This window comes from Gillisia marina, from assembly GCF_000258765.1.
GTDB classification, from domain to species: domain Bacteria; phylum Bacteroidota; class Bacteroidia; order Flavobacteriales; family Flavobacteriaceae; genus Gillisia; species Gillisia marina.
Genome location: NZ_AJLT01000038.1, coordinates 20131 through 34715, shown reverse-complemented (window position 1 = coordinate 34715; position 14585 = coordinate 20131). Strand labels below are relative to the sequence as shown.

At 35.5% G+C, this 14585-nt stretch carries 12 protein-coding genes and 2 pseudogenes; 7 read left to right on the top strand and 7 right to left on the bottom strand.

The features are described from left to right. Positions 1 to 38 precede the first annotated feature (38 nt). On the bottom strand, positions 39 to 1055 hold the full coding sequence (gene recA / locus ON07_RS09960; protein ID WP_010230830.1) for a recombinase RecA: 1017 nt from the start codon (positions 1053 to 1055) through the stop codon (positions 39 to 41). A 367-nt stretch (positions 1056 to 1422) separates the two neighbouring features. Here recA and trhO point away from each other — a divergent pair, with 367 nt between their 5' ends. The 7 genes from trhO to ON07_RS09925 all read left to right on the top strand — a co-directional run bounded on the left by trhO (position 1423) and on the right by ON07_RS09925 (position 8502). Then, positions 1423 to 2454 carry an oxygen-dependent tRNA uridine(34) hydroxylase TrhO gene (gene trhO / locus ON07_RS09955; RefSeq protein WP_010230827.1) on the top strand — a complete coding sequence of 344 codons (1032 nt, stop codon included), beginning with the start codon at positions 1423 to 1425 and terminating at the stop codon, positions 2452 to 2454. A gap of 117 nt (positions 2455 to 2571) precedes the next feature. After that, positions 2572 to 3738, top strand: coding sequence for a PSP1 domain-containing protein (locus ON07_RS09950; RefSeq protein ID WP_010230824.1), 1167 nt, complete (start codon positions 2572 to 2574; stop codon positions 3736 to 3738). Then, a complete protein-coding gene (locus ON07_RS09945; protein ID WP_010230821.1) occupies positions 3731 to 4216 on the top strand; it encodes a gliding motility lipoprotein GldH in 486 nt (161 codons plus the stop codon). Before ON07_RS09950 ends, ON07_RS09945 begins: the two co-directional genes overlap by 8 nt. Before the next feature lie 13 nt (positions 4217 to 4229). Beyond that, entirely contained in the window at positions 4230 to 6551 is a 2322-nt protein-coding gene (locus tag ON07_RS09940; protein WP_029331800.1) for a penicillin-binding protein 1A, read from the top strand. A gap of 175 nt (positions 6552 to 6726) precedes the next feature. Then, positions 6727 to 7425, top strand: a complete 699-nt coding sequence (locus ON07_RS09935; RefSeq protein WP_010230818.1) for a CoA transferase subunit A — start codon at positions 6727 to 6729, stop codon at positions 7423 to 7425. Between the two features lie 32 nt (positions 7426 to 7457). After that, positions 7458 to 7811 carry a four helix bundle protein gene (locus ON07_RS09930; RefSeq protein WP_010230816.1) on the top strand — a complete coding sequence of 118 codons (354 nt, stop codon included), beginning with the start codon at positions 7458 to 7460 and terminating at the stop codon, positions 7809 to 7811. Between the two features lie 37 nt (positions 7812 to 7848). Further along, entirely contained in the window at positions 7849 to 8502 is a 654-nt protein-coding gene (locus tag ON07_RS09925; protein WP_010230814.1) for a CoA transferase subunit B, read from the top strand. A 65-nt stretch (positions 8503 to 8567) separates the two neighbouring features. Here the strand turns inward: ON07_RS09925 and ON07_RS09920 are convergent, their stop codons facing one another. From ON07_RS09920 to ON07_RS15165, 6 genes and pseudogenes are all read right to left on the bottom strand, one after another. Continuing rightward, on the bottom strand, positions 8568 to 9863 hold the full coding sequence (locus ON07_RS09920) for a tetratricopeptide repeat protein (RefSeq protein WP_010230812.1): 1296 nt from the start codon (positions 9861 to 9863) through the stop codon (positions 8568 to 8570). Between the two features lie 64 nt (positions 9864 to 9927). Further along, on the bottom strand, positions 9928 to 10620 hold the full coding sequence (locus ON07_RS17950) for a DUF4331 family protein (RefSeq protein ID WP_010230810.1): 693 nt from the start codon (positions 10618 to 10620) through the stop codon (positions 9928 to 9930). Positions 10621 to 10647: 27 nt separating this feature from the next. Beyond that, entirely contained in the window at positions 10648 to 11325 is a 678-nt protein-coding gene (locus tag ON07_RS17945) for a DUF4331 family protein (protein WP_010230808.1), read from the bottom strand. Between the two features lie 226 nt (positions 11326 to 11551). After that, entirely contained in the window at positions 11552 to 12544 is a 993-nt protein-coding gene (locus tag ON07_RS09905) for an acyl-ACP desaturase (protein ID WP_010230805.1), read from the bottom strand. Between the two features lie 152 nt (positions 12545 to 12696). After that, positions 12697 to 13424, bottom strand: a pseudogene (locus ON07_RS15170) (metallophosphoesterase family protein). 1 nt (position 13425) lies between these two features. Further along, positions 13426 to 14562: pseudogene (locus ON07_RS15165) on the bottom strand (DUF5929 domain-containing protein). Positions 14563 to 14585: the final 23 nt, after the last annotated feature.

Genomic DNA, 14585 nt, shown 5'->3' with positions numbered 1-14585 from the left:
AATTGCGGGTTTTTTTTTAAAAATTCTTCAAATGCACTTTATTGCTCCTTAGCAATTTTAATGGCATTGGTAATTTTTTCTTCTAATTCATCCATTAGATCCGGATTGTCTTTTAAGATTGCTTTTACAGCATCTCGACCTTGTCCAAGTTTGGTGTCTTCGTAACTAAACCAGGAACCACTTTTCTTAATGATCTCATAATCTACTCCAATGTCTATAATTTCTCCAATTTTAGAAATTCCTTCCCCGTACATAATATCGAATTCTGCCATTCTAAATGGTGGAGCAACTTTGTTTTTTACAACCTTCACACGGGTTTTATTTCCCATTACGTTGCTGTTGCTATCTTTTATTTGTGTAGATCTTCTAATATCCAACCTTACAGAAGCGTAAAATTTAAGAGCATTTCCACCGGTTGTGGTTTCCGGGTTTCCGAACATTACTCCAATTTTTTCTCGAAGTTGGTTAATGAAAATAACAGTACAATTGGTTTTACTAATACTTGCAGTAAGTTTTCTTAAGGCTTGAGACATTAATCTTGCATGCAAGCCCATCTTAGAATCACCCATTTCTCCTTCAATTTCACTTTTAGGAGTAAGTGCAGCAACAGAATCTATTACAATAATATCTATAGCGCCAGAGCGAATTAAATTATCGGTTATTTCAAGTGCTTGCTCTCCGTTATCTGGTTGCGAAATAATTAGGTTTTCAATATCTACCCCAAGGTTTCCTGCATAAGTTCTATCAAATGCATGTTCAGCATCAATAAAGGCAGCGATTCCTCCGGCTTTTTGTGCTTCAGCAATGGCATGTAGCGTAAGAGTTGTTTTACCCGAAGATTCTGGTCCATAAATTTCGATTACTCTTCCTCTTGGATATCCGCCAACACCTAAAGCAACATTAAGACCCAAAGATCCCGTGGAAATAGCTTCTACATCTAAAACCGCTTGGTCGCTCATTTTCATTACCGTACCCTTACCGTAAGTTTTATCCATCTTATCTAGGGTAAGCTTCAAGGCTTTTAACTTTGCTTCTTTTTCTTTTTCGTTGCTCATCTCTTCTTTTTTATTTGCGTGCTGCTAAAATAGTACAAGTTTTCATTCACTACAATTTAACGCGCAACCTTTTTAGATTATCTGCATCTTATTTATAGTAAAACCAATAAGCATGCGTTTTCTAAAAATAAGTTTAATCTTGAATGGAGTTGATTCTGGTATTGCCATCCTTGGGATTGGAAATATTAGAGTTGATGGCGGCTAACGTTATTAGATTGTTTTAACGAAAAATTTAAAATAATAAATAACGAATTAGCCATTCAGAAAAAACGCCTTGAAAAATGAATTTCAAGGCATTTTTTTTGTGCTTGAACTTAAAGGTTTATCTTTGCGAAAATTATTCTTTAAACTTAAATATTAGTATAGCATGCAACTGTACAATAAACTAAGCGCAAAGGAAAGAGCTGCTCTTATTGAGGAAGCCGGAGAAGACCGGTTAACGCTTTCCTTTTACGCATACGCCAAAATTGGCAATCCAAAATTATTTAGAAATTATCTTTTTATCGCTTGGGACTCCATGGAGGTTCTGGGAAGGATCTATGTTGCTCATGAGGGCATAAATGCACAGCTTTCTGTTCCGGCGAAGAAATTCGATGAATTTAAAGAGTTCTTGGATAGCATTTATTTCTTAGAAAACATACGGTTAAATATCGCTATCGAACATGATCTAAAATCCTTTCTGAAGCTAAAAGTGAAGGTTAGAGACAAGATTGTTGCAGATGGTTTGGAAGATTCAAGTTTTGATGTTACCAACAAAGGGGTTCATGTTGATGCCGATAAATTTAATGAGCTGCTGGATGATCCGAATACTATTTTAGTGGATATGCGGAATCATTATGAAAGTGAAATCGGACATTTTAAGGGGGCAATTACTCCAGATGTAGATACTTTTCGGGATTCCTTATCTATTATTGAAGAAGATTTAAAAGAGCATAAAGAAGACAAAAATCTGGTAATGTATTGTACCGGAGGGATTCGTTGTGAAAAGGCTAGTGCATATTACAAACATAAAGGCTTTAAGAAGGTTTTTCAGTTAGAAGGTGGAATTATAGAATATGCTAGGCAAGTTGAAAACCTCTCTTTGGAGAATAAATTTGTAGGGAAGAATTTCGTGTTCGACCATAGGCGGGGAGAGCGAATTACAGATGAGATAATCTCTAATTGTCATCAATGCGGAAAATCCTGCGATACGCATGTGAATTGTGCCAATGAAGCCTGTCATTTGTTATTTATACAGTGCGAGGAATGTTCTAAAGCAATGGATACATGCTGTTCTGCAGAATGTAAAGAAATAAATGCACTCCCTTTTGAAGAGCAAAAAGCACTTAGAAAAGGAATCCCAAACAGCAATAAAATCTTTAAAAAAGGAAGATCTGAAGTGCTAAAATACAAGCATTAAGTAATATGGGGGAAATCCCCCGGTCCCAATAAATATTGGTATATTTACTTTTTAAGAAATAATAATAACTCCAAATCCAACGATCCTAGTATTGTTAGGGTTTTCAATATATATAGTATGGGATGTACCACTTGTGCGACCGGGAAAGACGGTCAGCCTAAAGGATGTAAGAATAATGGAACCTGTGGTTCCGATGGATGTAATAAATTAACTGTTTTCGATTGGCTTGCTAACATGACTTTACCTAATGGGGTAGAGCCGTTTAACTGTGTGGAAGTACGATTTAAAAACGGTAGAAAGCAATTTTTTCATAATCCCGAAAATTTAACTTTGAGTATTGGAGATGTTGTAGCTACAGAAGCTTCGCCAGGTCATGATGTGGGTGTTGTAACACTTACCGGAGAATTGGTAAGAGTTCAGATGAAAAAGAAGAAGGTTAAGGAAGATAGTGAAGAGGTATTAAAAATATATAGAAAAGCTTCGCAAAGAGATATCGATGTTTGGCAGGAAGCAAGAGATAAGGAAGAAAAAATGAAAGTTCGTGCTAGAGAAATAGCTATAAGGCTAGATCTTCGCATGAAAATAAGCGATATAGAATTTCAAGGAGATGGTTCTAAAGCCACTTTTTATTACACAGCAGAGGAACGAGTAGATTTCCGTCAGCTGATTAAGGAATTTGCTAGAGAATTTAATACCCGTATCGAAATGCGCCAAATCGGTTTTCGTCAGGAAGCGGCTAGATTGGGTGGTATCGGTTCTTGCGGGAGAGAATTATGTTGCTCTACCTGGTTAACAGATTTTAGATCTGTAAATACTTCAGCAGCAAGATATCAGCAGTTATCATTGAATCCTCAAAAATTAGCGGGTCAATGCGGAAAGTTGAAATGTTGTTTGAATTATGAATTGGACACGTATTTAGATGCGTTAAAGGTTTTTCCGAAGACAGACACTAAACTTTATACTAAGAAAGGAACTGCGGTTTGTCAAAAAATAGACATTTTTCAAGGAGTGCTTTGGTACGCCTATGAAGGAGAATGGATGAATTGGCATAAATTAACGGCGGAGCAAGCTTCTAAGATTGTGAAAGCGAATATTGCAAAAGAAACAATTGCTAGTTTAGAGGAATATGAAGTTTTAGTAGAGAGAGAAAAAACTTCAAAAACAGATTACACGAATGTAGTTGGGCAGGATAGCCTTACAAGGTTTGATACACCGAAGTCTAGCAATAACAAGAAACGCAGAAAGAACAAACGTAGAAAAGGAAAACCATCTAATAATGCCTAGATCTTTTTTATTGATTTTATTAGCAGCTATCATTTTTATTGGCTGTGATAAAGATCGAGTGTTCGACGAATATAAAAGTCTTCCTAATCAATGGAATAAAGATTCAGTTTTAACGTTTACTCTTAAAAATATAGATTCTTTACAAAGCTATAATTTGTTTATCAATGTTAGAAATAACAACGATTTTGAATACAGTAACCTGTTCTTAATTTCAGAAATTCAGTTCCCACAAGGTAAGGTGATTACCGATACTCTGGAATATGAAATGGCTGCTCCAAGTGGCGAATGGTTAGGTACGGGATTTGGAGATGTAAAAGAAAATAAACTTTGGTACAAAGAACAAGTTCAATTCCCAGAGTCAGGCAAATATAAGGTTTCCATTCAGCATGCAATGCGCAAGAATGGAAACGAAAAAGGAATAGAAAACTTAAAAGGGATCACAGATATAGGTTTTCGAATTGAAAAGATCCATAATTAATGTAATGGCACCCATGGCAAACCCTTCAAAAAAAACAACCCCTAAGAACACTAAAAAACCAACAAGTTTTAGAAAATATATTATAGGTTTCTGGACACTCTTTGGTGCTGGGATTTTAGTGATCATTTTATTGTTTTTACTCGCTGGTTGGGGCGCTTTCGGGAAGATGCCAAAATTTGAAGAGTTGGAAAACCCTGAAACCAATTTGGCTACAGAAATATTTTCTTCTAATGGTGAGACTCTTGGGAAATATTACAGCGAAAATAGAACGCCTATTAAATACGATGATCTTCCGGATCATTTAATTGAAGCCTTAGTTGCTACTGAAGATGAGCGTTATTATCAGCATTCAGGAATAGATGCTCAAGGGACTTTAAGGGCAGCTATTTTCTTAGGATCTCGTGGCGGCGCAAGTACAATTACCCAGCAATTAGCAAAATTATTATTTACAGAAGATGTTTCAAAAAATTTCGCTGAAAGAATAATTCAGAAATTCAAGGAGTATATTATCGCTATTCGTTTAGAGCGTCAGTATACTAAGGAAGAAATTATTACCATGTACTTTAACAAGTATGATTTTATCTATCAAGCAGTAGGAATTCGCTCTGCAGCAAAAATCTATTTCGACAAAGAGGCTAAGGATTTGACATTGGAAGAGTCTGCAGTTTTGGTGGCAATGCTAAAGAATTCTTCTCTTTATAACCCGGTGAGAAGACCGGAATTAGTAGAGCAAAGAAGGAATCAGGTATTCAAGCAAATGGAGAAAAATGGGTTTCTTACCAGAGAAGAAAAAGAAGCACTGCAGCAAACTCCAATGAAGATCACTTTTACTCCTCAAGGTCATGACGAAGGAATTGCCACTTATTTTAGAGTATACCTGCAAGGATTTATGAAAGATTGGATAGAAAAGAATCCAAAAGCAGATGGTACTAATTATAATATTTATCGAGATGGTTTAAGGATCTATACAAGTATAGATTCTAGAATGCAAGAGTTTGCCGAAGATGCTGTAGCAAAGCACATGGCTAATCTTCAGAAAGAATTCGACAGACAAAATGAAAACAATAAAACGGCTCCTTTTAGGGATATAGATGAAGATCAGGTAGCCGGTATTATAAAAAATGCGATGAGAGTTTCCGAAAGATGGCATAAAATGGAGGCTCAAGGAAAATCTAAGGATGAGATTATAAAATCTTTCGATGTTAAAAGAGAAATGAGGGTCTTTAGCTGGAAAGGTTCTATAGATACTACCATGACTCCAAAAGATTCTATTTTATATTACAAATCATTTTTACAGGCCGGGATGATGTCCATGACACCACAAACCGGGGAAGTGAAAGCTTGGGTAGGTGGAATTGATTTTAAGAGTTTTAAATACGAGCATGTTAAACAAGCAAGAAGACAAGTAGGATCTACCTTCAAACCTTTTGTATACGCTACAGCGATAGATCAGTTAAAACTATCTCCTTGCGATACCTTACCAAGAAATCACTTTACAATTGAAGCCGGCAAAATGGGTGCTCAAAGTGATTGGTCTCCTGGTAATAGTGATGGTAAATATGATGGAATGTTGACATTAAAACAGGCTTTGGCGCAATCTGTAAATACTATTTCAGCAAGATTGATCGCCAAAACAGGACCAAGACCTGTAATAGAATTATTGGATAAATTAGGAGTGGACACTAAAGATATCCCAGTTGTACCTTCCATTGCCTTGGGAACTGCAGATATGAGTTTATTCGAAATGGTTTCAGCATATAGCACATTCGCAAACGAAGGGGTGTATGTGAAACCGGTTATTGTAAACAGAATTGAAGATAAAAATGGAACCGTGTTGTATCAACATGTTCCGGAAGCCAAGGATGTAATGAGCAAGGAAACTGCTTATGTTACAGTAAACCTTATGGAAGGAGTAACACAGGGAGGTTCTGGAACTAGATTACGGGGGACTGGAGCAGGAGGTCAAATTCATTATCAAAGAGCCGTAACCGGATATCCTTACGATTTTAAAAATCCAATAGCAGGAAAAACGGGAACTACGCAAAACCAAAGTGATGGTTGGTTTATGGGAATGGTTCCTAATTTAGTAACCGGAGTTTGGGTTGGTGGAGAAGATCGCGCGGTGCATTTCCCAGGAATCACTTATGGGCAAGGAGCTACTATGGCATTACCAATTTGGGGAATGTATATGAAAGATGTTTATTCTGAAAAGGATCTTGGAGTTTCCAGTGGAGCTTTCCCTAGACCAGAGAATTTATCGATTGAAATAAATTGTGACAACTACAGAAAGAGTCAAAATGATTCTCAAATGATCCCGGACGAGTTAGATTTCTAAAAATTTAGATTATTAATAATTTTAAGATCGAGCATTATAATAGTATAGCGCTCGATCTTTTTTTTTGTTGAAATAGTTAAACATCCTTATATCTTATCCTACTTAAATGAATTGCCTTATTTAAATCGTTGTAGTACCATCAAAGTTTTTGTAAATTTCGGCAAATGAAATTTCAATGATCAAAAAAACTGTAAAGAACGTTCAGGAAGCACTTGAAGGTGTAAAGGACGGGATGACAATGATGCTAGGTGGCTTCGGACTTAGTGGTATCCCGGAAAACTCAATTTCAGAATTAGTAAAGCTTAATCTCAAAGATCTTACTTGTATTTCGAATAATGCAGGAGTAGATGATTTTGGACTTGGATTACTGCTACATAAAAAGCAAATCAAGAAAATGATATCTTCCTATGTAGGAGAGAATGCAGAATTTGAAAGACAAATGTTAAGCGGTGAGCTAGATGTAGAATTGACTCCTCAAGGTACATTGGCTGCAAAATGCCAGGCGGCTCAGCAAGGATTTCCTGCTATTTTCACACCTGCAGGTTATGGAACCGAGGTTGCTGAAGGAAAGGAAACTCGTGAATTCGATGGTAAAATGTACGTCTTAGAACATGCCTACAAAGCTGATTTTGCGTTTGTAAAAGCATGGAAAGGAGATGAAGCCGGAAATCTTATTTTTAAGGGAACAGCAAGAAATTTTAATCCGCTAATGTGTGGCGCGGCCACGATTACAGTGGCTGAGGTAGAAGAGTTGGTGAAACCGGGAGAACTGGATCCAAATCAAATTCATATTCCAGGGATATTTGTTCAGCGAATCTTTGAAGGAAAGAATTACGAAAAGAGAATTGAACAACGAACTGTGAGACAAAAATAATTTGAGAACTAGCTAATTTGAAAATTTGAAAGTTGAGAAATGATAAGGAAAATATTATTGTTCAAAAGACTTTTGAGTTTTCTCTAAATATAATTTCATTTACGGAAGAGCTAAGGAATGAAAGAAAATTCGAAATGGCTTCTCAGCTATTTAAAAGTGGTACATCCATAGGTGCTAATGTAAGAGAAGCACAAAATTCTGAAAGCACAGCAGACTTTATTCATAAATTTAAAATTGCTGCTAAAGAAGGCGATGAAACTCAATATTGGTTGGAATTATGTGAGAAATCAAAATTTTTACCTCAGCCAAGTTCACAATTAATAATTGACTTAAATATTATAATGAAAATTATCTCAAAAATAATAAGTTCAGCAAAAAAGAGATAATTTTCAAATTAACACATTTTCAAATCAACACATTATTATGTTAGATAAAAACGGAATTGCAAAACGAATTGCGCAGGAAGTTCAGGATGGTTACTATGTTAATCTTGGTATTGGAATCCCAACTTTGGTAGCAAATTTTGTTAGAAACGATATAAATGTAGAATTTCAAAGTGAGAACGGAATTTTAGGAATGGGTCCTTTCCCTTTTGAAGGAGAAGAAGATGCCGATCTAATCAATGCCGGAAAACAGACGATCACTGCGTTGCCAGGAGCTAGTTTTTTTGATTCGGCTATGAGTTTTGGGATGATTAGAGGTCAACATGTAGACTTAACCATTCTAGGAGCTATGGAAGTTGCAGAGAACGGAGATATAGCAAACTGGAAGATCCCCGGAAAGATGGTTAAAGGTATGGGTGGCGCAATGGATCTCGTGGCATCTGCTGAAAATATTATAGTTGCCATGATGCATACCAATAGAGCCGGAGAATCTAAATTACTTAAAAGGTGCTCCTTGCCATTAACAGGGGTTGGATGTGTTACCAAAATAGTTACCGAACTAGCGGTGATCGAGGTGACTGAAAAAGGCTTTAAATTATTGGAAAGAGCTCCAGGAGTTAGTGTAGAAGATATTAAAAAAGCAACTGAAGGGACTTTGATAGTAGAAGGTGATATTCCCGAAATGAAATTATGATTATTAAATAGAAAAGCCTCACCATATGGTGAGGCTTTTTTTATTTTTATAAAAGAAAACTTTTCTTATAGAGTGTGAATCTCCCTTAATGTTACCGGGCCCATCTCATAACCAGCTTCCAATAATTCTTCCTTTATGTCTTTAACCATAGCGGGCATCATGTTAGCTTTATAAACCTTTGCCATGGTAAGCAAAGCTGTAGGTTCAAAAGTCTTGTCTACCACATGTTCGTTAATTATTTCCAAAGCTTTTTCTTTATTGCCATTTACTAAATTGGCTAAAGCTAATAATTGATACGTTTCTGGAGTTGCTCTATTTTTCACTTCTTGTTCTGCCAAAGCCAAGGCTTCTTTTTTAGTTGAAGGATCTTCAGCAAACATCTCTATTTTGTAGGTATTATACATATCTCCATAAGCTGGATTATTCGCTAATTTCCAGAAAGAGTCTATTGCAGTTTTCTTTGCCTTTTTATCATTTTCAAATTCCGCTATTTTAGCCTTTAATAAATAATAATCTGGAGACACATGTCCTGTTAGAACAGAATCTAATATTCGAGTAGCCTCCTTACTGTTATTGTCTTTGGAATATACTATCCATGCAATTCCTTTTTTAGCGTAGGCATTGGAGCTATCTATTTCTAAGGTTTTTAAATAATGCTCATAACTATCCTGAATTCTTCCATCATGCCCATAATAATCGGCTATGTTGGAATACACCCATAAGAGTTGACCTCTATTTTTACTGGCTTCAGCCTTCTCTTTGGCTTTTTCCATAAACATAATAGTCATATCCAACTTTCCTTTGTAATCATTCCATTTTGCAGCTCTAATGATATAATTGAAATCCTCTGGATCGGCAAAAAGCTTTTTAATACTATCTGCTTTTGTATAATTTCCTAATTCCATATGCACATCGAAAAGTAAATGCTGAGTAGCAGATATACTTTTAGATAATTGAGCAGCAGAATCGGCATAAATTAAAGCTTCTTTAAATCTATGCTGAGAAATATAATTTCGGGATAAAGACCTGTAATATGTTTCTTTATCTATGTTAGCAACTTTAACTGCTTTTTCTAAGGCTTGCTCTGCTTTTTTAAGATAAGCGATGTCTCCGGTAGATTCAAAGAACATATTATATTGCCCAGCAACAGCTGTAAAACTTGGTAGCTCAACACTATCTGTTGTAATCTTAGAATTCCATAATTCAAAATAAGGAGATGTGGTTCTTGCTTTTTGAATAGCTAGGAAGTTATTATAATCTTCAGAATTGGAGATTGGAGTTTCTTGTTTCTCTTCAGAAGAAGAATCTTTACAACTTATTATAAGCAAAAAACTTAGTAGTAAAAGAAAATTGATTTTCATGGTTGGTGTTATTGGGTACAAAAAAGCCCTTTTTACAGGGCTTATTCATAATGTTAAATATTAACTATTCTGGCGCTCCTATGTAAGGAAAGCTAGTTGTAATATTATCTGCAGTAAGAGAAACTCCATCTGTAACTAATTGTGGAAATCCACCTTCTCCGTTAAAACGAGCTCCGGTTTCTCCACCAAAAAGTAATATAAGAGATACATCTATTACATCATCTTGTAATCTTCTACCAGTAAATCCTATTGCACCCTCAAATGTTGGCGCTCCGACTCCGGCAGTAAAATAAGTAGTAACGTTATTAGGCGCAATTTCTAATACATCGTTAGCCAATACAGTAGTTAAAACTGTTGCCGATACTGGATTAGGATTATCTTCTGATGTTGGCTCTGCACCATTTAGAATATCACCCAAAATATTTGGTTGGTAATCTACATCTTCAGCAGTAAAACCTAAAGCTACAGCGTAAGCATCATGCAACCCTTCTAATTGAGCTTCAAAAGCTGCTTGAAAAGTCGCTTGCATCATTGAAGGAATAGTAACGTTGTGCATGTTTTTAATATCTGCACTTCCGCTTAAAACAGTGTTTATTCCTGGTCTTCCCATATGATCTACCTGACTAAAAGTTCCAGTGAAATCTACTTCTGCAGGAGGAGGTGTTCCACCTATATTATCGTCATCATTACTACATCCAACTACCAAGAAACTGGCACACAATGCTGCGAATAAAAATTTTATATTATATATTTTCATAATTCTATGTTTTTTAAAATTGATATATTATTGTTTTCTGTTTGTAGTAACCCAAGTTTTATACACAGGTAAACCAATTACATTTGTAGCAGTAGGAGTTCCTAATAAAGAATTTGGAATTTCTAAAGCAATAGATAAAGTGTTAGCACCGTCAAAAGTATCAGCACCTGGAACATTAAATCCAGAATTGTCTGAAGGGGAAGGAGCAATTACTTCGTTAAATCTCACAAAGTCAAAATAGAAAGCATCTTGTCTTGGTCCTGCAAATAAGGAAACACCATTGCTAGTAGTAGTTGTGATTGCAGTTTCAGCAGAAATTTCTACAGATCCTAAAGCGTTCCCTATTGCTACTTGGCTATTTAAACCTGTAGAAGTAGGAGCAAAAGGTCCGAAGAAATACATCATTCCATCTCTTGGAATTGCTTGTATAACTTGATCTTCTACCAAATCTCCATCTAAATCGATGTTGATCTCTATCATTACATCTTCATCAAATTCACCATAAGTTAAATCTGGTAAAACATTAGATTGAACATCTACGATAAATACGGTGTTATCTGAACCTTCTGTTGGTTCGAAAGCATAGAAATCTGCAATATCTGCAGATGTACCTGCTACTCCAGGTGCGTCAATGTGATCGGCAGCGATAAATACTGGCACAGCCAATATTATTCCTATAACTGCAAAAATTTTAATCTTTTTCATAAGGATTGGTTTATTATTTCTAAATAGTTTTAGAGGACCTTTGTTGGTCTCCTGTCAAAATATACGGGAATAGAAGAGGGGCGGTTTTAAAATAGCCGTAAAGGTGTAGTTAAGCTTTTGTTAAACGGAAACTTCCTTGTTTAATCTTGAGGAGAACGAACTATGTATTTAAAAGGAAAAACCTCGATCTTTCGAATCGAGGTTTTAAAATTATATGAGCGGAATGTTATAGTACTCCGTTGGCTGCCACCCATTTAAATTGGTGTTGATCCTGAGGGACAGCAATCCTACTCGCTATACGTGTCATTCTATCTGGTAAAGCCATTAAATAATCTCTTGCTTTTTCTGCATCATCTGTAAGAGATGTAAATTTATCTATTTGCCAGTACTCGTTTAATTTACTTAAAATATCTATATAATCGTAGGTAGTATAAACACCTAAACGTTGTGCTGCATTCGAGAAGTTTTCGAAAGCTGTTGCAATCCCTTCTCCAGATTCTCTAATGAATTGAGCGGGCATAACAATTTTCTTTTTCATCATATCTTGGAAAGCAAGCATCATTTCACTTGGATCATGCTCAAAAATGATATTTACAAATTCTCTATATGCTAAGTGATGCCTCATTTCGTCACCGGCAATTACATTACACATTTTTGCAAGCATCTTATTTCCTTTATTCTTGGCAAGTTGACCAACTCTCTTGTGGGAAATATTGGTTGCAAGCTCTTGGAAACTCGTATAAATAAAGTTTCTGTAAGGATCACGACCTGTTCCTATATCGAAACCGTCACTAATTAGGTATTGCGTAGTTTTTTCGATCTCACGCATATCTACTCTTCCAGATAAGTAAAGGTATTTATTTAAGGTGTCTCCGTGCCTATTCTCTTCACCGGTCCAATGTCTAATCCATTTAGACCAGCCATCCTGTCTTCCATGTTGTTGTACACCTTCCATATCCATCAACCAAGATTCGTAGGTAGGTAGAGCTTCTTCAGTTACCATATCGGCAACCAAAACCACCCAGAAATCGTAGCCTAATTCCTTAGACTCTTCACGAATCTGCTTAATCTCATCTATATAATTTTCACTTTGTAGGTTTGGCAAAAGGTCAGTAGGTTGCCAAATGTCTTCTATCGGAATCAAATACTTATCCACAAAACTGTCTACCTGCTTCTCGACAGTTTTCATTACTTCTAACCGAATATTGCTTAATGCCATAGCTTACTTTTTTTTAGGGTTTCCATACATTACAAAACTGAATTCTGTAAAGCGCTGGCGTAACTTTTAATATTAAACATCAAAAATGATGCATAATCAATAATTATTTTCAAATATATGAAGTTATTAAGGTTTGTATGCCAAATTTTTTCTTAATTTCTGCCGTTCTCATCGGGATAAAGTTTATAGACTGGATCGCTTTGCCAAATTTCTTTCGTTGAGATCTCTACAGCCGAAATTTTTCCTTTAAATGCTGCGCCGGTATCCACATTCCAAACGTTTGCAATATTTACCGGTTTTTCTTTGCCAATTCTGGTTACCGGAGTATGTCCTATAAATATCTCATCGAAAAGAAGTAAGCGTTTTGGATAGAAATCATTGTTCTTTTCAAGCTTCTTATCTAGGATAGTACCATTTCCCAAAGAGTTCGATCCCAATATAAAGCTGTTGAATGATATTCTTGATCCGGGCCACGAAGATTGGTAAATCCCGCGTGAACAAACAACTTATTATTTTTGTCTATATAATAATTGACCATTTGAGAATAAAAATTTAGATGTGTCTCTATTTCTTCAGAAGAAAAATTTCTATAAGCATCTATACTCGATTGTCCACCATGTTGTAACCATTGCTCATTGGACTCGCCTGTTTTTAGCCATTTTTCAGTAAGATAATCATGATTGCCTCGTAAAAAAATACAGGAATTCTGTTTTGCAAGCTCAATGAGATAAGAAACAACATTGGCAGAATCACTCCATCCATCTACATAGTCTCCTAAAAAAATGAGTTGATCACTAGGAAGAAGATCCGCTCTTTTAAGAAGTTGCAAAAGCGCCTTAAGTCCCCCATGAATATCTCCAATCACAATGGTTCTATTCATATTAATTATATTTTACTTTTCTTAAAATTCTCATACTTTCTTTATAAGATTGGTAGGCCTTTTTGCTATGTATTTTTAAAAACTCCTTCACTTCTTCTAATTTATCTATAGCTGCATCAAACTCATTAAAATAGCAAATCAAATAGCTGCCGGCATTTTAAGTAAATCCTTTTCTTCATTTTTAGTGAGAAATGCTCCGCTTTTCAATTTTGAAACTAAGGCATTATTTGAATTATAGATATGATAAAGAATTTTTTTTGTCAAATTGAGGCGGCTTAAACAGCAGTTTACTTTCCATATCGTAGCCTGCATTATCTTTAAAACTAATATTCACTTCTTCTAACGGATAATATTGAAATTTATCTTGAAGCCCTAGATGCACATATTCCACAATTTTGAAATAATCCCTATCTATACTTATGCTTACAATATCTAATTCCGAATAAAACAATTTTACCTGCTCATTTATTAATTCGATGTCTAATCTAGAATAGTAGGTGTCGCCTTTAATTTTTTTAATTTTTCCTGCCCAACAAACCACAAAGTATTCTTTAAAGACTTTGTAAGAAGGATGAAAATCTTTTCGCTTATTCATAAAATCAAATACTCCATCTAAGGTGAGTTCGATGTTATTTTGCGCGTGATTTTCTATTGAACTAACGATTTCAGAATTAACATCCTTTAATTCAATCCCAAAATTCTTGGGCATACTAATGCTACCTTCCCTAATATACACCGCGCCTCCATAATATTTCCAGATGTTTTTCCGAAGTGAACAAACCTTTCCTCTATTTGGACGAATAGAGACTAGTCCAACAACTAAATGAACCGGAAGGTGAGGAAATGGGATATTCTCGTAGGATACTAGAGGCGGGTTATCTAAATAGGCATTTATTAAATTCTGAATTTTACTATCATCAAAAAAATCGACTCCTGTAATAAAATTGTCTTCATCTTCCACCCCAATTACTATGTAAGAATTATTTTCAGGATTGGAATTCGCTAATGCACATACATGTTTTAAAAATTTCGCTTTTCCTTCTTTTTGACCAATATTTAACGTGCGCTTTTTATCATAAAAGCTGTTCTCGTCGTTATGGGCGAGCAGGTTTTTTATTAAAAGGCGTTTGTTAATCATTCTTCAGGGTATGCATCTATTTT

Excerpts from the sequence above, each read along its gene's own strand:
- ON07_RS09935 (WP_010230818.1), top strand. The coding sequence starts at position 6,727 with ATGATCAAAAAAACTGTAAAGAACGTTCAGGAAGCACTTGAAGGTGTA.
- ON07_RS17950 (WP_010230810.1), bottom strand. The coding sequence starts at position 10,620 with ATGAAAATATATAATATAAAATTTTTATTCGCAGCATTGTGTGCCAGT.
- ON07_RS09920 (WP_010230812.1), bottom strand. The coding sequence starts at position 9,863 with ATGAAAATCAATTTTCTTTTACTACTAAGTTTTTTGCTTATAATAAGT.
- ON07_RS17945 (WP_010230808.1), bottom strand. The coding sequence starts at position 11,325 with ATGAAAAAGATTAAAATTTTTGCAGTTATAGGAATAATATTGGCTGTG.
- recA (WP_010230830.1), bottom strand. The coding sequence starts at position 1,055 with ATGAGCAACGAAAAAGAAAAAGAAGCAAAGTTAAAAGCCTTGAAGCTT.
- ON07_RS09925 (WP_010230814.1), top strand. The coding sequence starts at position 7,849 with ATGTTAGATAAAAACGGAATTGCAAAACGAATTGCGCAGGAAGTTCAG.
- trhO (WP_010230827.1), top strand. The coding sequence starts at position 1,423 with ATGCAACTGTACAATAAACTAAGCGCAAAGGAAAGAGCTGCTCTTATT.
- ON07_RS09950 (WP_010230824.1), top strand. The coding sequence starts at position 2,572 with ATGGGATGTACCACTTGTGCGACCGGGAAAGACGGTCAGCCTAAAGGA.
- ON07_RS09945 (WP_010230821.1), top strand. The coding sequence starts at position 3,731 with ATGCCTAGATCTTTTTTATTGATTTTATTAGCAGCTATCATTTTTATT.
- ON07_RS09940 (WP_029331800.1), top strand. The coding sequence starts at position 4,230 with ATGGCAAACCCTTCAAAAAAAACAACCCCTAAGAACACTAAAAAACCA.
- ON07_RS09905 (WP_010230805.1), bottom strand. The coding sequence starts at position 12,544 with ATGGCATTAAGCAATATTCGGTTAGAAGTAATGAAAACTGTCGAGAAG.